Annotated in this window: 25 protein-coding genes; 19 read left to right on the top strand and 6 right to left on the bottom strand. The window is 36.7% G+C overall.

Translation table 11 applies throughout. The annotated features are described in order from the left end of the window. Nucleotides 1–7: 7 nt before the first annotated feature. From BMX63_RS09525 to BMX63_RS09490, 9 genes are all read left to right on the top strand, one after another. Entirely contained in the window at nucleotides 8–1,015 is a 1,008-nt protein-coding gene (locus BMX63_RS09525) for an NAD(P)/FAD-dependent oxidoreductase (protein WP_093134663.1), read from the top strand. Nucleotides 1,016–1,173: 158 nt separating this feature from the next. Further along, on the top strand, nucleotides 1,174–1,902 hold the full coding sequence (locus tag BMX63_RS09520; protein WP_093134661.1) for a 5-formyltetrahydrofolate cyclo-ligase: 729 nt from the start codon (nucleotides 1,174–1,176) through the stop codon (nucleotides 1,900–1,902). Nucleotides 1,903–1,933: 31 nt separating this feature from the next. Further along, on the top strand, nucleotides 1,934–2,080 hold the full coding sequence (locus BMX63_RS18500; RefSeq protein WP_245732801.1) for a hypothetical protein: 147 nt from the start codon (nucleotides 1,934–1,936) through the stop codon (nucleotides 2,078–2,080). A gap of 5 nt (nucleotides 2,081–2,085) precedes the next feature. Beyond that, nucleotides 2,086–2,298, top strand: a complete 213-nt coding sequence (locus BMX63_RS18495) for a hypothetical protein (protein ID WP_245732800.1) — start codon at nucleotides 2,086–2,088, stop codon at nucleotides 2,296–2,298. Nucleotides 2,299–2,392: 94 nt separating this feature from the next. Further along, nucleotides 2,393–3,091, top strand: a complete 699-nt coding sequence (locus BMX63_RS09510) for an NAD(P)H-dependent oxidoreductase (RefSeq protein ID WP_093134658.1) — start codon at nucleotides 2,393–2,395, stop codon at nucleotides 3,089–3,091. 16 nt (nucleotides 3,092–3,107) lie between these two features. Continuing rightward, nucleotides 3,108–3,290, top strand: a complete 183-nt coding sequence (locus tag BMX63_RS09505; RefSeq protein WP_093134655.1) for a hypothetical protein — start codon at nucleotides 3,108–3,110, stop codon at nucleotides 3,288–3,290. A 22-nt stretch (nucleotides 3,291–3,312) separates the two neighbouring features. Beyond that, nucleotides 3,313–3,828 carry a GNAT family N-acetyltransferase gene (locus BMX63_RS09500; protein WP_093134653.1) on the top strand — a complete coding sequence of 172 codons (516 nt, stop codon included), beginning with the start codon at nucleotides 3,313–3,315 and terminating at the stop codon, nucleotides 3,826–3,828. Nucleotides 3,829–4,684: 856 nt separating this feature from the next. Further along, entirely contained in the window at nucleotides 4,685–5,143 is a 459-nt protein-coding gene (locus tag BMX63_RS09495; RefSeq protein WP_093134764.1) for an NUDIX hydrolase, read from the top strand. A gap of 32 nt (nucleotides 5,144–5,175) precedes the next feature. Continuing rightward, nucleotides 5,176–5,508: an HIT domain-containing protein gene (locus BMX63_RS09490; RefSeq protein ID WP_093134650.1), complete on the top strand. Its 333-nt coding sequence runs from the start codon at nucleotides 5,176–5,178 to the stop codon at nucleotides 5,506–5,508. Between the two features lie 103 nt (nucleotides 5,509–5,611). On the opposite strand, the gene tkt is transcribed toward BMX63_RS09490, so the two are convergent. Continuing rightward, nucleotides 5,612–7,630 (bottom strand): transketolase, encoded by a 2,019-nt coding sequence (gene tkt, locus BMX63_RS09485; RefSeq protein WP_093134647.1) that lies wholly within the window; start codon nucleotides 7,628–7,630, stop codon nucleotides 5,612–5,614. Between the two features lie 260 nt (nucleotides 7,631–7,890). On the opposite strand from tkt, the gene BMX63_RS09480 reads away from it, so the two are divergent. The 8 genes from BMX63_RS09480 (at nucleotide 7,891) to rpiA (ending at nucleotide 16,274) form a co-directional block, all read left to right on the top strand. After that, nucleotides 7,891–9,951 (top strand): BglG family transcription antiterminator, encoded by a 2,061-nt coding sequence (locus BMX63_RS09480; RefSeq protein ID WP_093134645.1) that lies wholly within the window; start codon nucleotides 7,891–7,893, stop codon nucleotides 9,949–9,951. A gap of 34 nt (nucleotides 9,952–9,985) precedes the next feature. After that, nucleotides 9,986–10,474 (top strand): PTS sugar transporter subunit IIA, encoded by a 489-nt coding sequence (locus BMX63_RS09475; RefSeq protein ID WP_093134642.1) that lies wholly within the window; start codon nucleotides 9,986–9,988, stop codon nucleotides 10,472–10,474. After that, nucleotides 10,474–10,758, top strand: coding sequence for a PTS sugar transporter subunit IIB (locus BMX63_RS09470; RefSeq protein ID WP_093134640.1), 285 nt, complete (start codon nucleotides 10,474–10,476; stop codon nucleotides 10,756–10,758). Before BMX63_RS09475 ends, BMX63_RS09470 begins: the two co-directional genes overlap by 1 nt. Nucleotides 10,759–10,825: 67 nt before the next feature. After that, nucleotides 10,826–12,085: a PTS galactitol transporter subunit IIC gene (locus BMX63_RS09465; protein ID WP_093134637.1), complete on the top strand. Its 1,260-nt coding sequence runs from the start codon at nucleotides 10,826–10,828 to the stop codon at nucleotides 12,083–12,085. A gap of 118 nt (nucleotides 12,086–12,203) precedes the next feature. After that, the gene (locus BMX63_RS09460; protein WP_093134635.1) at nucleotides 12,204–13,238 is read left to right on the top strand and encodes a zinc-binding dehydrogenase; all 1,035 of its coding nucleotides are present in this window, start codon (nucleotides 12,204–12,206) and stop codon (nucleotides 13,236–13,238) included. Nucleotides 13,239–13,258: 20 nt separating this feature from the next. Then, on the top strand, nucleotides 13,259–13,930 hold the full coding sequence (deoC, locus tag BMX63_RS09455) for a deoxyribose-phosphate aldolase (RefSeq protein ID WP_093134761.1): 672 nt from the start codon (nucleotides 13,259–13,261) through the stop codon (nucleotides 13,928–13,930). Between the two features lie 253 nt (nucleotides 13,931–14,183). Beyond that, nucleotides 14,184–15,278, top strand: a complete 1,095-nt coding sequence (locus BMX63_RS09450) for a galactitol-1-phosphate 5-dehydrogenase (RefSeq protein ID WP_093134632.1) — start codon at nucleotides 14,184–14,186, stop codon at nucleotides 15,276–15,278. 315 nt (nucleotides 15,279–15,593) lie between these two features. Continuing rightward, on the top strand, nucleotides 15,594–16,274 hold the full coding sequence (gene rpiA / locus BMX63_RS09445; RefSeq protein WP_093134629.1) for a ribose 5-phosphate isomerase A: 681 nt from the start codon (nucleotides 15,594–15,596) through the stop codon (nucleotides 16,272–16,274). A gap of 157 nt (nucleotides 16,275–16,431) precedes the next feature. Here rpiA and BMX63_RS09440 read toward each other — a convergent pair whose 3' ends face one another. After that, nucleotides 16,432–17,004 (bottom strand): TetR/AcrR family transcriptional regulator, encoded by a 573-nt coding sequence (locus tag BMX63_RS09440; RefSeq protein WP_093134627.1) that lies wholly within the window; start codon nucleotides 17,002–17,004, stop codon nucleotides 16,432–16,434. 273 nt (nucleotides 17,005–17,277) lie between these two features. Here BMX63_RS09440 and BMX63_RS09435 point away from each other — a divergent pair, with 273 nt between their 5' ends. Beyond that, nucleotides 17,278–19,221, top strand: coding sequence for an efflux RND transporter permease subunit (locus tag BMX63_RS09435; RefSeq protein WP_245732798.1), 1,944 nt, complete (start codon nucleotides 17,278–17,280; stop codon nucleotides 19,219–19,221). Next, nucleotides 19,221–21,029, top strand: coding sequence for a YhgE/Pip domain-containing protein (locus BMX63_RS09430; protein ID WP_342732289.1), 1,809 nt, complete (start codon nucleotides 19,221–19,223; stop codon nucleotides 21,027–21,029). Before BMX63_RS09435 ends, BMX63_RS09430 begins: the two co-directional genes overlap by 1 nt. A 169-nt stretch (nucleotides 21,030–21,198) precedes the next feature. Here BMX63_RS09430 and BMX63_RS09425 read toward each other — a convergent pair whose 3' ends face one another. From BMX63_RS09425 to BMX63_RS09410, 4 genes are read right to left on the bottom strand one after another with little or no spacing between them, the layout of a single operon-like run. Beyond that, a complete protein-coding gene (locus tag BMX63_RS09425; protein WP_177167252.1) occupies nucleotides 21,199–22,065 on the bottom strand; it encodes an ABC transporter ATP-binding protein in 867 nt (288 codons plus the stop codon). A gap of 2 nt (nucleotides 22,066–22,067) precedes the next feature. Continuing rightward, nucleotides 22,068–22,463, bottom strand: coding sequence for a GntR family transcriptional regulator (locus tag BMX63_RS09420; RefSeq protein WP_093134619.1), 396 nt, complete (start codon nucleotides 22,461–22,463; stop codon nucleotides 22,068–22,070). Between the two features lie 17 nt (nucleotides 22,464–22,480). Next, nucleotides 22,481–23,230 carry a transporter gene (locus tag BMX63_RS09415; RefSeq protein WP_093134617.1) on the bottom strand — a complete coding sequence of 250 codons (750 nt, stop codon included), beginning with the start codon at nucleotides 23,228–23,230 and terminating at the stop codon, nucleotides 22,481–22,483. A 19-nt stretch (nucleotides 23,231–23,249) separates the two neighbouring features. Continuing rightward, nucleotides 23,250–23,738, bottom strand: a complete 489-nt coding sequence (locus BMX63_RS09410) for a small multi-drug export protein (protein ID WP_245732797.1) — start codon at nucleotides 23,736–23,738, stop codon at nucleotides 23,250–23,252. Between the last annotated feature and the right edge of the window lie 519 nt (nucleotides 23,739–24,257).

The following is a 24,257-nucleotide window of genomic DNA, read 5'->3' as shown; positions in this document are numbered from 1 at the left end:
GATTAGAATGGTTAATCAGCACCATGAGATATACGATGTTACCATTGTAGGCGGAGGGCCTGTTGGGTTGTTTACAGCCTTCTATAGTGGAATGCGCGAAATGAAAACGAAAATTATTGAATATCTGCCTTTTTTAGGAGGAAAAGTCCCCTATTTTTATCCTGAAAAGATGATTCGTGATATTGGGGGTATACCAAATATATCAGGTGAAAAATTAACTGAACAATTAGTTGAACAAGCCATGACATTCAATCCCTCGGTTGTTTTGAATGAGCAATGTACGGAGTTGGAACAGAGGGATGATGGAATTTTTGTGTTAAAAAGTGATAATGGGAGTATGCACTATACCCGCACTGTCATTCTTGCAACAGGTTTTGGGACGTTAAAATCCATTAAACTGGATGTAGCAAATGCCAATGAGTTTGAAGGAAACAATTTACACTATACTCCCAAACGTATGGCTCATTACAAAGGAAAACATGTGTTGATTTCTGGTGGAGGTAACTCCGCAGTTGACTGGGCTAATGAATTAGGGGCGATTGCTGATCAAGTAACATTGGTTTATCGGAAAACAGATTTTTCCGGAATTGAGAGCCATATATCGAAAATGAAAAATTCTAGTGTTAATGTAAAAACCCCTTACATTATTAGTGGTTTATCAGGTAAATCCGGTCAAGTAGAACAGGCTGAACTAAGAAATCTGGAAACAATGAAAACGGAAAGTTTATCGATTGATGAGATTATCGTTAATCATGGCTTTGAAATTGATATTGGACCTATTAGCCGCTGGGGGATACAGATGGAAAATGGCACGATTCTCGTTAATGGAAACATGGAAACCTCCATCCCAGGTATCTTTGCGGTAGGAGATATTGCAAACTATCAACATAAGCTACCTTTAATTGCAGGTGGATTTAATGATGGGCCCATTGCCGTTAATCGTGCAAAACAATTTATCCATCCAGATAAGGAATTGACTCATTTATTTTCGACAAACTATGACTTTTCAAAATAATCCATTCTATCATTTGAGCAGGTTTGAAGTTGTTTTATGTATTACTGCATCCAATTCCTCAGATTTCAACTTTTAGCTGATTGGAACTAAAGTGGAACAGGAGTATTTGACTTATTTTATTCTTTTCAAAATGTCTAAAGGCATGGGCAGGTGTTAGTATGTTAACAAAACAGGCAATTCGCGAATTGAAGTGGAAATATTTAACTGACCATAAGTTGGGGAGATTTCCCTTTCCACTGGAAAATCGTATTCCTAATTTTAAAGGAGCAGAAATTGCAGCCGATCAAGTGACCAACATGCAGGCGTATAGAGATGCAAAGGTAATTAAAGTAAACCCTGATTCTCCACAATTACCCATAAGAGCCCAAATCTTAAAGGACGAGAAGATCTTACTTGTTCCTACCCCAAGACTTAGAGCTGGATTTATCATGGTTAAACCCAATTGGGTTAAGCATGGGGAAGAGAGAAAAGCGACCAGCCTTTCTCATATTAAATCCTATGGGAAAGAAATCGCTCTTACTGATATCCCGGAAATAAATTTGTTTATCGTCGGAGCGGTTGCACTCCATAAAGATGGACGAAGGATTGGAAAAGGTGAAGGGTATGCTGACCGGGAGTATGCCATTATAAGGGAACTTGGAAATCCTGATATTCCGATTATAAGCACCGTTCATAGTGCGCAACTGACAGATACTGATATACCCAAGGATTCATTTGATTTATCCGTTGATTGGATTGCGACAGAAACGGAACTAATTCGAACCCATTCTCCTTATGCTAAGCCAAGTGGAATCAACTGGGATTTGGTAACTGAAGAAGAACTTAAGATAATGCCAGTATTAAAGGAAATTCGTGAACTAAAAAAGAAAAAGGGAGCTGGAATATAAAAATGGAAAATCGTGTACAACTTTTACCAAAATGCACGATAAATTTCTTTTGGAATGGAACAAAGCCATGACCTTTGGAGAAACATCATCATTAGAAAGGATGGCTGAAGACTATTATGTTGCTTTTTTTAAGGCTGAAAATGAAAACCTCTCATTTTCAATAGAGAAGAAGCTGTAAATGGAATGAAACAGTCCGTTCAGCATTACCTTGGAGCTGAAAAAGTGTTTAAAAATAGGGTTATTCGATTAAAAGATGATGATCAAGCTGTTGTATTTTATGAACAGTTGATTAAAAAAGAGGGAAAAGTATTGGCGAGACTGTTTACGATTGAAAACTGGCAATCTACAAATGGAGAATGGCTGTTAGTGAGAGAAACTGAAGAGCAGATAAATTAACCCTTCAAATCATAACCTTCAATGTGTTACTCCCTTTCCTTGGGGAAATAATAAAATACAAAAAATCTTTTGGTATATGAAAGGAGAAGTTTTTGTGCGAACGTTATTAATCGTATCCCATCCTGAAATAATCGATTCATACAGTCAGCAATATTTTTTAAACGGCATAAAAGACTTCGAAAATGTTACGGTTCACCATTTAGAGAATGTTTATCCAGCAGGAAATATTGATATTAAGAAAGAACAAGAACTGCTTAGGGAACACGATCGCATTATTTTTCAGTTTCCATTTTATTGGTACAGCTCTCCGCCACTTTTAAAGCATTGGCAGGATGTTGTATTAGAAGAAGGGGTAACACATGGTCCACATGGTGGGATTTTAGCAGGCAAAGAATTTGGTTTAGTTTTAATGATCGGCGTTTCGGAAAAGGAATATCAGGCTGGCGGTAGTGAACAATTTACGATTAGTGAACTGACAAGACCGTTTCAGGCGATGGCCAATAAGACAGGAATGAAGTACCTGAGGCCGTTTCAGATTTTTCAATTTCCTTATACCGAAGATGATCAGAAGATGGATATTTTGATTCCCTATTGGCAGAAGCTTACGATGGAGAATAATGACAGCTTAGCTACACGGGAAAAATGGTTAGTGGACCAATTAGAGTATGCTATAAAACATAGCGATCATTCCAATGAGGAGAACATATTGGAACATGCAAAGACAATCATGGAGGAAAATCAATCAACCATAGATGATCTGAAAATCGTTCTGGATCAAATGTATCATCGCTAAGTGAGGTGGATTTACAGTGGAACAAGACACATGGATTTATGAACAATTACAACAATTATTGAAAACAACAGATGATTATAATCGTCGCGTGCTCATAAAAGCTACTCAGGATTTGATTAAGGAGCAGGAAAAACGCATTTACCAGATGGAAGGAGAAATTGAAGGAACCATTTGGAGCCCCAAACGATGGGGCGAGTAATTTATTTTGGGGAGAAATAAGGATGGTCAGAATTTTACAGATAAACGACAGAGAAGAGAAAATACAAAAGATAGCAAACCTATATCAAAACGTATGGCAAAGTGAAGACAATGATTCAATCTATGAAAGATTTTTAAGGCATTCAACCTATGAAGGTTACAAAGGATTGGTAGTAGTAAATGGCTACGGAGAAATTGCAGGATTTGCATATGGATACACATCATTACCAGGTCAATATTATAATGGACTTTTGGCAAAGGAATTGGATTCGATAGAGAGAAAAAAGTGGCTTGGAGACTGTTTCGAATTTGTAGAGTTAGCCGTTGATTCAAATTATCGCAAACAGGGATTTGGGAGATTGCTAGTCAGGAATTTGTTAGAGGGACTAGTGCATAAAACAGCAATCCTTACAACTCAAGTACATAATCATTCTGCACGTCATTTCTATGAAGGCTTGGACTGGGAGGTCGTTAAGGAACCATTTTTTCCGAGTGAGAAGAGTGAACCATTTGTGATTATGGGGAAGGAATTAAACTGAGATTATCTATAATATAAGGGTAAATCTTCTATGATTCTTACTTTATGTAAGGGATAAACATGAATTCTATTTACTCCTACAAATAAGTCTTCAAAGCAGTGGAAACCTCACGAAAGGGGCAACTGATAATTATCTTCGGTACACGGTATTTTCGATTAAAAAGAAAAATACATTGGTATACAAATGACAAGAACTACGCAGTTCAAATCGATGAACACGCCTTCGCTTAACTTTCTCGGGCAAACCGAAGTATTGAAGAAACGAAGTCACGGTGATGACTTGATTATTAAAGGAAATTTAATACAAAATATGGTAGCTTATGATACACTTAGGTTAGGTTTTCTAGATTCGCTATATAAATCCTGCCTTTTATTAAACTAACAGGCAGGATTATACAATAAGAAATATGAAAGAACGGAACTTCTGTATAGACAATTCGTAAATATTGCAAAGGAGATATATGTTATTAAACACTTTAAGAATAAACGCTATTGGATACTTATGCCACCATTCTTAATTATTACTCTTCTATTGTTTTTATTTCTTCCTGATAATTATAAATACTACTCAATCCTAGTGATAATTGCTTTTTGGATTATTTATTATAGTTGGAATTATTATGGTAATAGAAAACAGAATTGTCAGAATGTAAAATAGCTCTATTTTAACGAACTAATCTTTTGGTTGTGAAGAAGTGTACTTAAAGTAATGTGGGGCGTTTAATAAGCCAATAATATTAAACTAAAACTTCCATTAAATTGGAAGTTTTAGTTTTTCACTATATATCAACATTAAACTTTAACAGAGTCAAATAAAAAAAGTTATTCTTTAACAATGATACAGGGGGGGAGAGATGATGGACTACGTTAAAGATTTAAGAAGATTAGTTGGCCATAGACCTCTAATATTGACAGGATCTGTTGTGCTCATTTTAAATGAGAACAATGAATTATTATTACAACAAAGAATTGATGGCGGATGGGGATTACCTGGTGGTCTTATGGAGCTAGGGGAAAGTCTTGAAAATACGGCTAGACGTGAGGTTAAGGAAGAGACAGGACTGAACATAGATAGGCTGGAATTGTTAGGTGTATTTTCAGGACCAGACTATTATTTCAAGGTTTCAAACGGGGATGAATTATATTCGGTAACAGCAGTTTTTCTAACAAATGAGGTACAAGGGGCGATTGAGATGGATAAAGAAGAATCTATTGATGTAAAGTACTTCAATCTACATGAATTACCTGAAAATTTAACCGAAGAATATCGTAGTTATATAGATCCATACGTGAATCAATTGCTAAATACAGATTAATAGATTTGACAATAAGAATAAGGAGGAAATAACTGGTGACGAATGATTTTTATTGTGATGAAGTGTTAAGTGGTAAAACAGAGATAAATAAGGTTAGGGAAACTGAAAATGTATTAGCTTATTATCATACAAGGCCCTCTTATCCAGTACATATTGTTACAATACCTAAAAAACACATTTCTTCTTTAATAACATTGGAAGAAAGGGATAATGCGTTATTACTTGAACTATTAGGTGTAGTAAAAGAAGTAGCCTCTTCAGTAACTGAAGAACATGGAGCCTGTAGAGTTATTACAAATTTAGGGGATTATCAAGACTCAAAACATCTTCATTGGCATGTTATTTCAGGAGAATCTTTAAGATAATACTGACTCATCTAATAGAATAGATGTTGAAACCAAACAACCCCAGCCATGGACTATTCATTAGCCACTGGCTGGGGTATATTAAATTTCATTTATTGGATTCTTATTTTGTTACTTCAACATTAAGTACAGACTCCACAGTTTTTACGACATTCTCAACTGTAAATCCATACTCCTCAATGATTTTATTACCTGGTGCTGAAGCACCAAATTTATCAATACCTAATACTTTTCCTTCAGAACCGACATAACGTTCCCATCCGAAAGAAGAAGCCATTTCAATGCCAACCCGTGCTTTTACTTGAGGCGGGATAACCTCATTTTTATATGCATCATCCTGTGCCTCGAAACGATCCCACGATGGCATGCTTACTACGCGGACGTCAACACCATTTTCCTTAAGTGCAGTTTGTGCCTTAACGGCTAGTTGGACTTCTGAGCCTGAAGCGAGGAGAACGGCATCTGGAGTATCTTTCTCTGAATCGCTTAAGACATAAGCACCTTTTGTAACACCTTCGTAGGCATTTTCTTTTGTACCTTCTAATGTAGGAAGGTTTTGTCGTGTTAGTACGAGTGCGGTTGGTGTATCGGTTGACTCAAGAGCTAATCGCCAAGCTGCTGCTGTTTCATTGGCATCACCAGGACGAATCAATGATAATCCAGGCATTGTGCGTAAAGATGGTAATTGCTCAATTGGTTCATGGGTTGGACCATCTTCACCCACAGCTATGGAGTCATGGGTAAATACATAGGTAACAGGCTGATTCATGATGGATGCTAGACGGATAGATGGGCGTAAGTAATCACTAAATACAAAGAATGTACCACCAAATACTTTTAGTCCACCATGCAGAGCCATTCCGTTTAAAGCAGCGCCCATGGCATGCTCGCGAACACCGAACCAAATGTTTCTGCCGGAATAATCTTTACTTGAAAAGTCAGCCTCTCCATTAATGGTCGTTTTATTAGAACCTGCGAGGTCAGCACTTCCGCCAAAGAAGTTTGGTACGGTTTCGGCAATTGCATTAAGCACTTTACCTGAGGAAGCACGTGTAGCGAGTGTATCTTGACCTGCTTCAAATTGTGGGAGTGCTTTCTCCCAGCCTTCAGGAAGTTTACCTTCTATAGCAAGCTCTAATTCAGTGCCTAAATCAGGATATTTTTCTTTATAGACTGTTAGTAATTGATTCCATTCAGCCTCCTTTTCTTCTCCATCTTTTCCAATCTTTTCAGCGAAGTCTGAATAAACCTCTTCTGGAACATGAAATGCTTCATGGCCCCAGCCATAAAATTCTTTTGTCTGTTTTACTTCATCTTCTCCAAGTGGTGCTCCGTGAGATGCAGATGATGCTGATTTATTAGGAGAACCATAACCAATAACTGTTTTAATTTCAATAAGTGTAGGTTGTTCGGTATTTTTCCGGGCGGTTGTGATGGCATTTCTAATTTCATCCAGATTGTTTCCATCTTCTACATATAATACTTGCCACCCATAAGACTTGAAGCGTTCCTGGGTATTATCTGAGAATGAACGATTTAAGTCCCCGTCTAATGAAATATCATTCGAATCATAAAGAACGATTAATTTGCCGAGTCCTAAATGTCCAGCAAGTGATGCGGATTCATGTGAAATTCCTTCCATTAAATCACCATCACCGACTAATGAGTAAGTATAGTGATCTACAATGTTTATGTCTTCTTGATTATATTTACCGGCTAAATGCTGTTCAGCCATTGCCATACCTACAGCCATTGAAATTCCCTGGCCTAATGGACCTGTAGTTGCTTCTACTCCATCGGTATGATTCGCCTCTGGATGTCCTGGTGTTTTTGAATCCCACTGCCGAAACGCTTTCAAATCTTCCATTGAAACGTTATAACCGGATAAATGAAGCAGGCTGTATAAAAGCATGGAACCATGTCCTGCGGAAAGAACAAAGCGATCACGGTTAAACCATTTTGAATGCTTTGGATTGTGGTTCATGAAGTCTGTCCACAATGTGTAAGCCATCGGTGCTGCTCCCATTGGAAGGCCGGGATGACCTGAGTTTGATTTTTCTATAGCATCAATGGACAGTGTGCGAATCGTGTTTATAGATAGTTGTTCGACATTTTTTGTCATATTCGAATCTCCTTTTCTATGAAAATTGAAATAAAGAATATCATGTAAAAGTTTTCATTTATTTCACAAGTTCATTTTATACTTAAAACTCTCTTATAACAAGGCAAATGATGTATAAAACTGTGAATAATTTTTGTAAACACTTTTATTCACTTTGTAAATCACAATGTTGAACATTAATTGTTCTATCATTTGTGATGAAAGCGTATGCAAAATTGTATCACTAGTGTTACAATAAAATTGTCGAAAGGAGGGGGCAGGTGATAATAGACAATCGGTGCAAAAAAATCTTAGAGGAACTGATGAGTGATCCTGGAATTACTAGTTCAGCCTTGGAAGAGAAACTTCATTTATCCCGCAGGCAGCTTGGTTATAGCTTAGGCAAGATAAATGATTGGCTGATGGGTCTAAACCTTCCAGTCATTGAGAGAACGAGGCAGGGACATTTTGTCATTGACCAATCAGTATTTTCAGAACTTAATGAAGATATGGAGAACACTGTATCGGCTACAGATACGATTATTCTTACTGAAGATCAGCGAGTACAGCTCATTATTATGATGATTTTAAGCTCAGAAGAAGAATTGTCACTCAATCATTTCACTTATGAACTAAAAGTAAGTAAGAATACAATCCTAAATGACTTAAAGAAAGCACAAGCATTTTTGGAGGATTACGATTTAAACATTCGATACACAAGAAAATATGGCTATTTAATAGAAGGTAAAGAGTTTCAGGTTCGGAAATTACTCATGTATATTACGTATCTCATCTTACAAATGAGTAATGGAGAAAATAGATTAAAAGATTTAGCGGATATCCGGAATGAACAAATAGACGAATTCACGGATCGGCTGGAGCAAGTGGAAAATCAATTAAACTTAAAATTTACTGATGAAAAAATGAAAACGATGCCATATATTCTTATTCTCATTCAACGTAGAATTAAAAGAGGTTATACGATAAACTCCATATCTATAGAATATGAAGAGCTTTCTGATACGAAGGAATATAAGGCAACAGAAGAATTACTGTATGACATGAAGGATATACCCGTTTCAGACCGATTATTTATCACGCTCCACCTCTTAACCGCAAATGTTTTCTCATCTGAAATGGCTGAAGATGAAGTCCCGAATCTCGTTCCAGCTATTGATAATATGCTTAGACAATTTGAAAAAAGTGCCTGCATTTATCTTCAGGATCGTGAACAGCTGATGGAAAAACTGTTACAGCACATTAAGCCTGCCTATTATCGCATTAAATATCAGTTGACCGATACGATTCTATTTAAAGGAACACTCAGCCAGGAATTCAAAGAGATGCATTTGCTGGTGAAACGTTCTGTTGGACTGTTAGAGCAATTGATAGGCTCAGAGATTCCTGACAATGAAACAGCTTATATCACTATGCTGATTGGCGGATGGATGAACAAACATGGGGAAAGTATTGATAAAAAGGTTAAGGCAGTTGTGGTTTGTCCCCAGGGTGTATCGGTATCCAGATTAATGTTTAATGAACTAAGAAAATTGTTTCCTGAATTTGTATTTTTGGATTTTTTGTCCGTTCGGGAATTTATGAATTATACCCTTGATTATGATGTTGTCTTTTCATCAACATATTTGGAAACGGATAAAAAGTTATTTGTTACGAAAGTATTCCTTGGAAGAGAAGAGAAGTATCGTTTAAGAAAGCAGGTCATGTTAGGGCTGTATGGATATACACCTAACGAAATCAATGTCAATCGTTTGTTAGAAATTATTTCGAATCATGCTGATATTAATAATGAAAGGGCTTTAAAACAAGAATTGACAGAGTATTTTGATAAAGATGAAGATACGGCTTTCGTGAAACAAAATATCACAAATAAGTCAATGAATTTAGATGATTTGATCGTGCCAGATAACATCACTTTAATGGATTCTGCCTCATCGTGGGAGGAGGCATTTCGGAAGAGTGCTGAACCATTAGTCGACTCCGGAAAAATTGAACCACATTATGTTGATGAAATGATTCACTACTGTAAAAGGGATTCTTATATTGTTATTGGTCCAAATATTGCGATACCGCATGCTGCACCTGATGATGGGGCGAATGAGGTTGGAATGAGTTTACTGCGTCTGAAAGAAGGGGTGCAATATACAAATGATTACAAGATTAATTTGATCATTACGATTTCAGCGGTAGATAAACAGCAGCATATACACGCTTTAATGCAGTTAATGAATCTTGCTGGTTCTGAAATGGACAAAAACAAAATGATTAAAGCAGACAAAATCGAAGAAATTTATAAAATTATCCAATTATATTCAAAAAATTGATTCAAGGCAATTAACAGAATTGGGGTTGATGAGAATGAGTAAGATTGTTTTTGATGAATCTGTCATTTTACTGGATGTAGAAGCAGAGACAAAAGAAGAAGTACTGGAGACAGTTGCTCAGAATCTATTAGATAAAGGTTTAGTAAAAGAAAGCTTTGTTCCAGCTATTATTGATAGAGAAAAGGAATTTGCGACTGGTCTTCCAACAGCTGGTGTATCAGTGGCGATTCCACACACTGATGTAGAACATGTAAATCAAAAAACGATTAGTGTTGCATTGTTAAAAGAGCCTGTTGATTTTGTCATTATGGGTGATGACAGTCAAACCACTCCTGTTCAAATCGTTTTTATGCTGGCTATGGATGAATCCCATTCACAGCTATCTCTCTTACAGAAGCTCATGCAAGTATTTCAAAATGAAGAAACATTGAAGTATTTAATCAGTCAGCATAAAAAAACAGCTATTAAAAATTTCTTGGAAGAAAAGCTTGAGTTATTAGCACTTGAAGGAGGTGAGAAATAATGGCGAAGAAAAACGTATTAGTAGCATGTGGGGCTGGTATTGCAACATCCACTGTTGTAAATAGTGCGATTGAGGAAATGGCAAAAGAAAATAACATTGATGTAAACCTTATTCAAATTAAAATTGCAGAAGTAAGCAGATATGCTGATACAGCAGATCTTCTAGTAACAACTGCAAAAACAACAAAGGAATTTCCATTCCCAGTCATTAATGCCCAAACATTCTTAACGGGAATCGGAGTAGAAGATACCAAAAAACAAATCTTAGATGAGCTTAAAAAATAACAAAATTAAATCTCGGTTTTCCTGCTTGAAAGCCGAGGTTTACTTCAAGACATAAGGAGGCAAAAACATGCAAGCTTTTGTGGATTTTATACAGGGGTTTCTGGATTTAGGCGCTACAGTAATTCTACCGGTCGTTATATTTCTATTAGGATTATTCTTTGGACAGAAACCAGGTAAAGCATTTCGTTCTGGTTTAACTATTGGAGTAGCGTTTGTCGGTATTTTTCTTGTCATTGATTTGTTAACAACGAATCTCGGTCCAGCAGCTAAGGGTATGGTAGAAAGATTAGGGGTAGAGTTAAATGTTATAGATATAGGATGGCCAGCAACATCTTCTATTGCTTGGGCATCAGAAGTCGCTGCATTTATTATTCCTTTAGGATTAATTGTTAACGTTATCATGCTTTTGACAAAAACGACAAAGGTCATGAACGTAGATATTTGGAACTATTGGCACTATACATTTATGGCTGCTGTTGTCTACGCAGTATCTGGAAGCGTTGTACAGGCTTTAATCGGAGCTGTCGTATTCCAAATTGTTTGTTTGAAAGTTGCAGACTGGACAGCACCAATGGTTAGAGATTTCTATGAAATGCCAGGTGTATCCGTTGCAACTGGTAGTACAATCTCTTATGCACCATTTATGTATCTTGTGAAATTATTACAAAAGATCCCTGGAATTAATAAATTACATGCAGACCCAGAAACCATTCAAAAACGTTTCGGTGTATTTGGGGACTCTATGGTCATTGGTTTAATCCTTGGTGCGGTAATTGGGTTGCTTGCCGGCTATGGAGTTGGCGATGTGATCAATATTGGTATTACGATGGCAGCGATCATGGTCTTAATGCCTCGTATGGTAAAGATCTTGATGGAAGGTTTGACACCAATATCAGAATCAGCTCGTGAATGGCTAAATAAACGTTTTGGTAAGACAGATATTACAATCGGTCTTGATGCAGCAGTATTACTTGGTCATCCATCAGTCATTTCAACAGCACTTATTTTGACACCGATTACAGTGGTACTTGCCGTTATCTTACCAGGCAACGCTGTACTTCCATTCGGTGACTTAGCAACAATCCCTTTTGTTGTAGCGTTTATTGTTGGTGCTGCTCGAGGGAATATTGTTCACTCTGTCATTGTAGGAACGATTATGATTGCGCTATCACTTTATATGGCAACAGATATCGCACCATTGTTTACAGATATGGCAATGTCCACAGATATCAATATTCCTGAAAACTCCGCTATGGTTTCCAGTATCGACCAAGGCGGTAACTTAGTAAACTGGGTTATTTGGAGATTCTTTGAATTGTTTAATTAATCGTTTTCTCTTTTAAAAAGGACCTGTTTGAAGTGGGGTATTCATTTAATACCCCACTGAATAGATGAGAGGGAATGTTAAACGAATGTACGAATCCAACCAAATAGGAGGAATCATCATGAAATCATTAGTCAAAACAGAGCATGGGTTTGGAAACCTGGAAATTCAAGATAAGCCTGAACCTTCTCCTGGGAAGGACCAGGTAAAAATTGAAGTGAAATATGCCGGTATTTGCGGATCCGACATTCATACGTATGAGGGTCATTATAAGGTTGGTGTACCTGTCACATTAGGTCATGAATTTGCCGGTGAAGTAGTAGAGGTTGGTGAAGGTGTTACTGAATTTAAAGTAGGGGACCGCGTTACATCAGAAACCACATTCTATATTTGCGGTGAATGTGAGTATTGTAAAGCTGGCGACTACAATCTTTGTAATCATCGTAAAGGATTAGGTACACAACAGGATGGTGGATTTGCAAAATATTTGGTTGCCCGTAAAGACAGCTTGCATCCTCTTCCAGAACATGTAACGTACAGATCAGCTGCCATGACTGAACCACTAGCATGTACCCATCATGCTGTTGCCAAAACAGAAATTAATGAAGGTGACATTGTAGTAGTTATAGGACCAGGACCTATTGGTCTATTAGCTGCACAAGTCGCGAAAAGCCGTGGGGGAACGGTCATTATTACAGGTTTAACAAACGATAAAGTTCGTTTGGATAAGGCTAATGAAATAGGCCTTGACTATGTTGTTAATACACAAGAAGAAGATGTAAAGGAACTTGTAAATAAATTAACAAACGGGTATGGAGCAGATGTCCTATTAGAATGCTCGGGTGCAGTGCCAGCAGCTAAACAAGGGTTAGATTTATTACGTAAAAAAGGTCAATACGCTCAAGTTGGCTTATTCGCACAACCTGACATTCAATTTGACCTTGAAAAAATTATCCAAAAAGAGATTCGTGTAGTTGGAAGCAGAAGCCAAAAGCCTGCTGACTGGGAACCATCTCTTGCTTTAATGAATGAAAGAAAAGTACTGGCAGAAGCATTAGTGACTCATGAATTTGATATTACCCAATGGGATGAAGCATACGATGCTATCAAAAGCGGGGAAGCGATTAAAGTATTGCTCACCCCAGTAGAAGACTAGATTACAAGGGGGGATGGATGTTGGATAAACAAAAGCTCATTTCAATGATTGATTACACCTTATTAAAACCAACAACATCTAAAGAGGATATGAGGGCTTTCTGTGAAGAAACGATTAAGTATGGTTTCAGGACGGTCTTTGTAAATCCTCATTATGTTGCTTATGCCCATGCGTTATTATCTCCACACGGAATTAAGGTTGGGGTTCCTATCGGTTTCTCACTTGGTGGTGCCACAACCCATGTGAAAGTAGAGGAAACAAAAGAAGCCATTAAGAACGGGGCAGAAGAGATTGATATGCTGATTAATTTAGGTGCTCTTAAATCTGGAGAGAATGACGTTGTAAAAAATGATATTGCCGAAGTTGTAAAAGCTTCCCAGGGTTTAACAACAAAGGTCATTATCGAAACAGCTTTATTAACAGATGTTGAGAAAGAAACAGCGACAAGATTAATTATTGAAGCTGGTGCTGATTTTGTAAAAACAGCTACGGGCTTCAATGGTGGAGGAGCAACTGTGGAAGACGTAAAACTGCTTCGTTCTGTTGCGGGCGATAAAATTGGGGTTAAAGCTGCAGGAGGAATTAAGAGTTATCAAGATGCAGTTAACATTGTAGAGGCTGGAGCAACCCGAATTGGTGCAAGTGGTGCAGTTGCAATTATTAATGGTGAAAAGTCAAATAAAGCTTACTAAGCCAATAAAAATGTTTAGTAAAGTGTTATGCGATTGTTCAACTTTTTTTAACGAAATGAGGGTATAACCATGGTAGATGCACTTTTGGACTTTATGTTGGGACCACTCAGAGCCATAACAGATTTTTATGTTGAGCATCAGTTCATTTTAAGCTCAATCATTGTTGGTTTTGCAGTATATAAAATCTATTTTAGCAAAAGAAAGCAAACCCAGAATGATTCAGTAGACTAATCAACAAGAGGGGTGTTATATAGTGAAAGCCTTAAATTTATATGGGGTGCAGGATCTCCGTTTTGAGGAACAGACACCTGAACCTACTATTGAAAATCCCGATGATGTGATAATAAGGGTGAAATCAGTAGGAATATGTGGTTCTGATACCTCCAGATACAAGAAGCTTGGACCTTATGTGGAGGGAATGACGTTTGGTCATGAATTTGCAGGTGTCGTGACAGAAGTCGGACCGGAAGTAAAAAATGTAAAAATTGGTGATCGGGTTGCAGGCTGTCCTGCATTTGTATGTGGTGAGTGTGAAAGCTGTCGCAGAGGAGAGCCCTCTCAATGTGAAAAGTTACATGTTATGGGTGCATATAAACCAGGAGCCTATGCGGAATATACCAAACTACCTGAAACTCATGTTATACCATTACCAGCTAACGTAGATTTTGATACAGCTGCATTAGTAGAACCAGCTTCTGTGGTTGCACATGGTTTTTATCGTACGACAATACGACCAGGTGCAGAAGTAGCAATTATGGGTGTTGGGAGCATAGGATTACTAGCTGTTCAATGGGCCAAAATCTTCGGAGCTAAGAAAGTGTATTCCATTGATATTGATGATAAAAAACTGTCCATTGCGAAAGAACTTGGTGCTGATGTAGCAATCAATTCCTTGGAAAAACCACCGCATGAACAAATTTTAGAGCACACAAATGGCAGGGGAGTTGACTTAGCAGTCGAATCAGCTGGTTCTCCCATAACATCTGCTCAAGTGTTTGCCTTGCCGCGAAAGGGCGGAGAGGTAGTATTTATGGGAATCCCATATGCAGACATTACGATCGAACGTTTTTATTTTGAGAAAATTGTTCGCAATGAACTTAAAGTGTATGGGTCATGGAATGCGATTTCTGCACCATTCCCAGGAAAAGAGTGGGCTTCAACGGTTCATTATATGAGTACGGGTCAAATTGTAGTCGATCCAATGATTTCTCATCGTTTATCTTTAGAAGAGGGACCCGAAGCTCTGCAGAAAATCATTAATAGAGAAATCGAATCGGTGAAAGTTCTATTTCTTCCTGAAAAGGCTGAAAAATCAGGAACATTAGCTTCTGAAAAAGTTGTTCGATAGTAGGGAGTTTTGATATATTTCCAAAATAGCGTCTGCTTTATGGACGCTATTTTTATCGTTTTTTACATTCCTTTCCCTCTTCTCAACATCATAAAAAGAAACAATTCAGTAGTTTGTGATAAACCTTTCAAAATTGTATCTATTTGGTGTTAAAATAGAAAGAGGTAAATTGCTGTTACAATCTGTATTTCATTAGAGGAAAATTAGCCATGAAGGAAATTAAAGTTTGTGTCAAAGAGTAAAGTTTATAGGATAAATAAGCAATCTAATATCATTACTAATTAGCTATCAGTAGATGAGGAGGGTCACAAGCAAATGACGAAAACAGATAAAACGAAACAATTAGTAGGAGAAGAAGTTGTGGACTACATAAAAGATGGAATGAAGGTAGGTCTTGGCTCCGGATCAACGATGTATTACATGATTAAAAAACTCGGTGATAGGGTCAAGGAGGGATTGGACATTGAAGGAGTTCCTACATCGAATACAACTGCCGAATGGGCTAAGGAATTTGGTGTTCCGCTAACCGATTTCTCAAAGGTTCAGGAGCTTGATCTGGCTATTGACGGTGCGGATGAAGTAGATCCGAATCTGCAGCTGATTAAGGGTGGAGGCGGTGCATTGGTTCGTGAAAAGATTGTCGCTGCTTCAGCTAAATCCTTCTATGTGATTGTTGATGAATCCAAGATGGTTACTTATTTGGGGAATTTTTTATTACCAATAGAAGTTCTTCCATTTGGATGGGAAGTTACAGCAAATAAAATTTCTGATTTTGGCTGTGAACCTAAGATTAGAAAAAGCAAGGGCGAACCATTCATTACTGATAATGGGAACTATATCTTGGATTGTAATTTTGAAAAGATTGCTGAGCCAAAAAAATTGCATGAAGAACTAAAATCATTAGTAGGTGTGGTTGAAACTGGCTTATTTATTAATATGGCACGAAAAGTGATGGTAGGAAAAGATGAAAAAGTTGATGTGATTGATCAATCGTGATAACTAAAAAACTAAAAACCGTCTTGAAGATTAACTCACATTCAAGACGGTTTCTTTTGATAATGCTTCTCCATTGTTTCCTAAAGTATTTGAATGGCTTGAAAAAAGAATTCAGGAATTGATATGGAGAGATATAAAACTGGGAAGAGAAGTTATTTTATTTATTGTCTAAGTAGGACACTCCATAGTTCGCAAAATGATTAATCATTACAGCCATTTCTTTAGGTGTTTGGCCCATGTCCCCCTCAATCCATTCTTTAATTACATTAATCGCTCCGCTTACAACGAATGTACTTAAGTAGCGTGATTGTTCCTCCTCTACCTGATTGAAGGTCTTCCAATTTTTCATCATGAAGCTTTGTGCAATTTCCATCAACTTCTGTTCAAAGGTAGGATCTCCATTTTTATTTAATAAAGTTTGAAACATAAATTTGTTACGAGTTATATACTCCAATAATTTTTGCGTCATCTGTAATGACTCTTCATCAATCGTAAAGGTGTAGCTGTTTAAATATTGACTTAAGTCTTTAGTAATTTCCTCTTCTATTTTATCCAATAAGTCATAATGATCGGAATAGTGAGTATAGAAGGTTGAGCGATTAATATCGGCCATTTCGCAAATTTCCTTTACGGTAATAGAAGAAATCGATTTTTCTGCTAATAATTTAATAAAACTTTCCTTTAGAACTTTACGTGTATATTTTTTACGTCGATCTAATTTTTTGTTCAAAATGAAAACTCCTTTTTTGACATTTTTGTGAAAGTCAACACAAATAAATAAAGTGTTGAAAAGTTGACGAAATTTATGAAACTGTTTGTTGATAATCCAACATACTGTCTATTACAATATTAGAATGTATTAAGGTTATTTTGCAAGAGAGGATGAGGCCTTATTGATTTATCAACAAGAATAATTAAACGCAAAAAGTCCATTGTTATCGCATTTGTTCTGATTGCGCTCATAAGTACAATTGCGCAATTTGGTGTTTCCGTCAATTACAATATGGTTGATTATTTACCTGATGATTCACCATCCATGGAAGCAATGGATTTAATGGAAGAAGAATTTGATGAGCCAATTGCTAATGCAAGAGTAATGGTTCGTGATGTTTCCATTACCGAGGCTTTATCATATAAAGAACAATTGGAAGCCATTGAGGGAGTTTCAAACGTTACCTGGTTAGATGACGTAATCGATGTCAAGACACCTGTTGAAATGGCAGACGAGGATACAGTAGAGTCTTATTATAAAGATAAAGCAGCTTTATTCTCGATTCATATACGTGAAGGGGATGAAGTTAACATAACCGATCAAATATATGATTTGATTGGGGAGGAAAATGCTATTACAGGTGAAGCGGTAGATACAGCAACTTCACAAAAAATGGCCGGGCAGGAGTCTTTTAATGCAGCGGCTATATTAGTTCCAATCATTATTATCATTTTAATTCTATCCACAAATTCCTGGATGGAACCGTTATTCTTTTTAACAGCGATTGGCATTTCGGTATTAATTAATTTAGGAACAAATATTTTTATCGGCGAAATCTCTTTTGTAACCCAATCGGTAGCACCTATATTACAACTGGCCGTATCGTTGGATTATGCCATCTTTTTACTCCATAGTTTTTCTGATTATCGTAAACAAGTATCAAGTCCAAATGAAGCCATGCAGTTAGCGATTAAACAATCGTTTCCAGCTATTGCAGCGAGTGCATCGACAACGTTTTTCGGTTTCATTGCGCTAACATTTATGGATTTTGGAATTGGTGCTGACTTAGGCCTTAACCTGGTAAAAGGAATTGTGCTAAGCTTTATCAGTGTGATTGTGTTTTTACCTGCATTAACATTAATGTTTTATAAATGGATTGATCGCACACAACATAAACCGTTTGTGCCGGACTTAAAAAATGTTGGTAAATGGGTTATGAAATTCAGGATTCCAAGTTTTATTCTACTCTTACTCTTAATCGTCCCAGCATTTTTAGCTCAAGCCCAAACCAATTTTATATATGGTACAGGTGAACAGCCTGAAACTACGCGGGCAGGTGCTGATACGGCCGCTGTTCAAGAAGCATTTGGGAAAAATACGCCAATGGTTGTCCTCGTTCCAAAAGGGGATATGGCAAAAGAGGAAGAGCTTGTTCAGCATTTAGAGGACCTTCCTCATGTCTCCAATGTGGTGTCCTATGTGAATACTGTAAGTTCAGCTATTCCACCTGATTATTTAGAGGAATCGATGACAGAGCAATTTTACTCAGATAACTACACTCGAATCACACTAAATACTGAGACGGATTCTGAAGGAGAGGCGGCATTTTCCTTAATTGAGGATGTTAAGGAAACAGCAAAATCCTATTATGATGAAGTTCATCTGCTTGGTGAAAGTGTAACCTTGTATGATATGAAGCATACGGTTGAACAGGATAATACAGTCGTGAACTTGCTTACAATTATTGCGATTGCAATTGTATTACTTGTCACGTTCAAATCTATATCTATTCCCGTTGTGTTATTACTGACGATTCAATCAGCTGTATGGTTAAACTTATCGGTTCCATATTTTATGGATTCATCGTTAGTTTATGTTGGCTATTTAATTGTCAGCACGGTACAGCTTGCTGCAACTGTTGATTACGGTATTCTGTTTACGGAAAATTACCGAAATCATCGTCGGGAAATGCCAGCTATGGAAGCCATTAAGAAAACAATTGATGGTAAGATTTTTGCTATCTTTATTTCTGCAGCCATCTTATCGAGCGTTGGGTTTATTTTGTCGCTCACATCATCAAACCCAATTGTATCTTCAATCGGTTTACTATTAGGCAGAGGTGCGTTACTTGCATTTATTATGGTTGTATTTGTAATACCTGCAATGCTGGTTATATTCGATCGTGTGATTAGAAAAACAACACTAAAAGCAAACTTCTATAAGGGAGGGGAATAATGATGAAATTGAAACGCTTATCCGCGTTAATGATGGCAGGTGTTCTTGTCATACCGACTACCTTTGCATCAGCAACAACAAACGATTCTTCCTCAGAAGAAAACGGGTCACCAAAAGAAGGGTCCTATGCTGAGAAAAGCGAAGTCGTTTATGCCAACTTAAATGCAAATGGTGAACAGAAAGAGATGTATGTGGTTAACAATTTCAAAGTAGATCAACCTGGGAAAATGGTTGACTATGGTCCATATACAAATGTTGAAAATCTAACCAATTTAAAAGTTATGAAGTTGAACGATAACCAAGTAAAGTTTAATGCATCAGAAGACCAATTTTATTACCAGGGAAATTTAAAAGGTCAAGCTTTACCATGGGATATAAAGGTTTCCTACAAATTAAACGGTCAATCTTTATCACCAGAAGAGTTATTGGGTAAAGATGGGAAGCTAGAGATTCATATTGAAACGAAAGAAAATGAAGACGCTGATTCAAGCTTTTTTGAGAACTATATGCTGCAAATTTCGCTTCCTTTTGATTCAGAAATCTATCAAAATATCAAAACGGAAAAGGGTATGGTTGCAAGCTCCGGAAAGAATAAACAAGTGACCTTTACGGTTATGCCTGAAAAAGAAGAGAGCTTTGTGGTCAAAGCGGATGTTAAAGATTTAGAAATGGAAAGTATAGAAATTACAGGGATGCCGTCTTCCATGTCTGTTGATGAACCAGATTCTGATGAAATGACAGAGGATATGAAGTCACTTTCAGATGCCACAGCAGAAATTAATGATGGCGTTGGAGAGCTTAATGATGGAATTGCTGAACTGAATAATGGTGCTAAAGACTTACAGGAAGGTTCTGGCGAATATAAAAAGGGTATCCATGAACTTGATAATGGCTCCTCAGATTTGATTGAGGGATCCAAAGGGATTGATACAGCTCTGGAAGACATGAGTCAGTCATTGCAAGATGGTTCTGATGATAATAATTCAGGTAATCTAGCGGACTTACAAAATGGTCTTAAGGAAATTGCGAATGGTTTAAAAGAAACGGAAGATGGTTTATCTGATTTAAAGAATAACTATTCAGAGGCCTTTAGTGCTTTAGACCAATCAATAAATAAAATTCCTAATATATCTCCAAACGATATACAAGAATTAAAACAGAGCGAAATAAATCCTGAAGTTAAAAAGAAATTGGTCCAAAGCTATGAGAAAACCCAGGAAATGAAAAAAACTTATGCTGATAATATAAAAGCATTTCATGCAGTTGAACCTACATTAAATGGTGTGAAAGAATCACTTACTGAAATGAGAACAAATTTAGAAACTATGGTCAAAAGTCTAGAAAACTCGAATTTGAACAAATCCATGAAACAATTGCAGCAAGGTTTAAGTGAACTTTCTACTAAATATAAAGAGTTCCATTCAGGTTTAGTGGATTATACAGATGGTGTATCCGAATTATCATCATCTTATGATAAGCTGCATGGAGGCATCACAGATTTAACGGATGGAACAAGTGAGTTGGAAAATGGTGTAAGTGAACTTCATGAAGGTACAAATGAATTAGCTGAATCAACAAGTGATTTACCTGACGAAATGCAAAATGAAATAGATAACATGATGAATGAATACGACAAATCTGATTTTAATCCTGTTTCATTTGTTTCATCAAAGAATGAAAAGGTAAGTTCTGTACAGTTTGTCATCAAAACAGAAAGTATTAAGAAAGATGATGAAGTAGAGGAAAATGAACAACCCGAAGAAGAGGAAAAAGGATTCTGGGATCGGTTATGGGATTTGTTTAAATAAGATTAATAAAATGAAGCCTGCATTCGTTTGAAGGATGCAGGCTTCTAGTATGTAAGAAACGTAAAAGTGTATCTAAGCAAAGAGTAGAGCAAGTGAATGAGTAGATAAAATATTTGCGCGAGGCAGATCAAAAGGAAACCCGATTATTACGTTTCCTTTCGTTATTTCACTATGAGTACTCGATTATATACTCCAGAACTTCTTCCATTGATAGTCTTTGGACTTGAAGACTAGTAATCTGTTCTGCCTGTAATACTGATTCAAGCTCATCCATATGGTTGGTCACGATTTGTGGAGGAGTTAATTCGTAATGTATCACGTTTGGATGATTCTTCAAATCTTGTGTTAGATTAGATATCCAGACTCTTGCCCAGTTATCATAAATGTCATCTTTATTGTAAGAATGAATGATTTTACCTGAATCCAACACTATAATCTCGTCACAAAGCTGATTAATTTCATCAATAGTATGTGTGGCCAGAACGATACTTTTTTCATCATCTTCCATAAACCGTATTAAATCCTCTTTCATTTTTCGTCGTGACACAATGTCAACACCAGCAGTTGGTTCGTCTAAAAGGAGGAGGGAAGGATCATGACAGAGAGCGAAAATAAAATCTATCTTTTTTTTCGTACCATTTGAGCATTTTTCGTATTTTTCTTCCAAATTAATTTGATAACGCTTGCTCAAATACTCAAATTGCTGATTATTCCAATTTGGATACCAGGGAGAGATAAGCTTTTTGAGTTCCTTAATGGGTAAAAAATCGTAAGCATCAAGTAATTCCCCAGCATATCCAACCTTCTCTTTCCAAGTGGATTCATTTTCCGTCCAATTACGTCCAAAGAACTGAATGTGTCCTGCATCTTCTTTCATAAGCTTCATCAACAATCTAAACAATGTCGTTTTCCCGGAACCATTAGCTCCGACTAATCCAGTAACAATTCCCTGTTTAACGTATAAATCAAGTGGTCCAAGTTTAAACGTATTAAAATTTTTGCTTAATCCTTTTACTTGTAAGAGTAAATTTTGCATGGTCATCCCCCATTAGTAAAATTTTTCTTTATAATAGTTGAAAAGATAGCCTTCATATCCTCTTTTGAAAAACCAACTTGTTTGCCCTGCTGAATAGCTTTCTCAAAAGCTTCATAAACGACTTTTTGTTTGGTCTTTTCCATTCGTGTACTTTCCATTTCACGAACAAAAGTCCCTTTACCCTGAATGGTCTGAATAAATCCGTCAGCTTGTAAATTTTGATAAGTTCTTCTTGTTGTAATAACGCTGCAGCCCAAATCACTTGCCAATGCTCTTATGGAAGGAAGTGGAGTACCTGGTGGAAGTTTACCACCAACAATGAGTGCTTTAATTTGTGTTTCGACTTGATGATAAATGGGTTCCCGATTTTCTTCGGAGACTTGGATTGGTATTCTCATAGAGAAACCACTCCCTTCTACATATAATCTTTATTTGCCAGACGATACTCCAGTAATTTGTTCCACCCATAGCAGCCTATTATTCCTATAATGATAGATAATGCACCAATCGGCCACCCGATCTTTTCTACTAATTCAGAAATGATTTCCAGTATTCCTTGATTGAAAAACTGATAAAACATGATTTCAACCATAAATAATATCCCTATATAAATAAAGGGCATAAAATGCAGTGTTTTTCCATTTGTCCCGTATTCGATATAGGGGTTCATACCACCAATTGTAAGGATGAAACCAAACCAGACGATTATAAACGTGAAAAACTCACCTGCTGTCAGTAGCTGAAAAAAATGATCTGGAAATGTAATGACGATAAAAGCAATTGTTCCTAAATAGGCAATTGACATCGTTAGCAAAGTCATAAGCATAAAAATGGTTCGACTTAAAGCTAAGACAGAAAGCCTAATCGGTAAGGAACGAAGCACCGCCATCCGCTTTACATATGGATTATGCTTTGCCGAATTGTAGCTTAAATAAGGTTTGGACATAAATAGAGTGCTAAAGGCAGGAGCAGTACCAATAAGAATAAAATCAATCACGAAAGGAGTTAACGGAGTAGCGTTAAATTTAATAATGAAATGATCAGGCTTTGCAAGATAACTCCCTATGATAAGTCCAAGAACGATACTAGCGAGAAACGTGAATATAACCGGAATGAAATGCTGTTTATATTCTTTTGCGGCCAACCAGACTGCATCTTTAACCAAAGTTTTCACCTCTTTTGTTTTATTGATTCATCTTAAAATAGTTAATTAGACCTCGGTTTTCTATATTCATAAGGTCAATTCCAGATTGTAACAACACGGTAAAAGCAATACTCCATGTTGTGATACTTGCAGCCATCCAAGCAAATGTCTTCTTTTTCGTTCCACCTAATGACATGCTAAACAAAGCTGTTAAATGACTTCCGACGAATAATGGACCAAATATAGCTAACCCAGGTAATCCGAATTTTTTCCATAGATTTTGCGCTCTTACGGATCGTTTGCTTTCTTTATGTTTTCTCTCTACTCTTTTTTTCTTTCGCCAGGTTTTGATCTGATTAATGAACAGAATAACCAGTAGAACGGTCAAAATATTGCCGACTAACCCAAGTACCATAACAACAGTTATAGATAACCCCGCTATAGCTGCAACAGGAATAATTCCATAGGCCTCAAGAAATGGGGTCGCAGAAAGAATAAACACCAAAGTATATGCCCATAGCAACTTCATCATATCTCCCCTTACAAATTGTTTATGTGTATATATTTATATATACAGTATAACCGAGAAAAAATCAACCACAATTTGTTAAAAAGTTTGAAAATTATGTTAGCATTAGATTAGCTGTTCCTTGTAAATGCGTTGAAGTTTTGTTCTTGGTGGTTTTATTCAACGTAATTACGATAGATGTAATCTGAAATCTTGAGGTTAGCAAAATACAGATCAAAATAGCTATCTTTTAATATAAATAGATGAAATATTTTCATCATTATTAAGGGAGGAGTCTCCGTGGAAGCTATTATGAGTCTTTTATTAGGTTCACTAAACTTATTTTATCCTCTGCTTATCGTGTCCGTTCTGTTGTTCTTCTACGCTCCTGGGGTATGATGCTTTTAAGTGCCATTTTCCTCTATCCAGATGCCTGGTATTTCAGTAAATATCCACCATATCCCTGGGTGATTTGGATGCCGTTTATTCAATTAATAATTACCATCTTATTCTATATGAGTAAACGGAAAAAGAAATCAA

The sequence above is a fragment of the Salinibacillus kushneri genome (assembly GCF_900111405.1).
GTDB classification, from domain to species: Bacteria; Bacillota; Bacilli; order Bacillales; family Alkalibacillaceae; genus Salinibacillus; species Salinibacillus kushneri.
The sequence above is the reverse complement of the archived record's forward strand: the minus strand, read 5'-3'. Positions and strand labels throughout refer to the sequence as shown.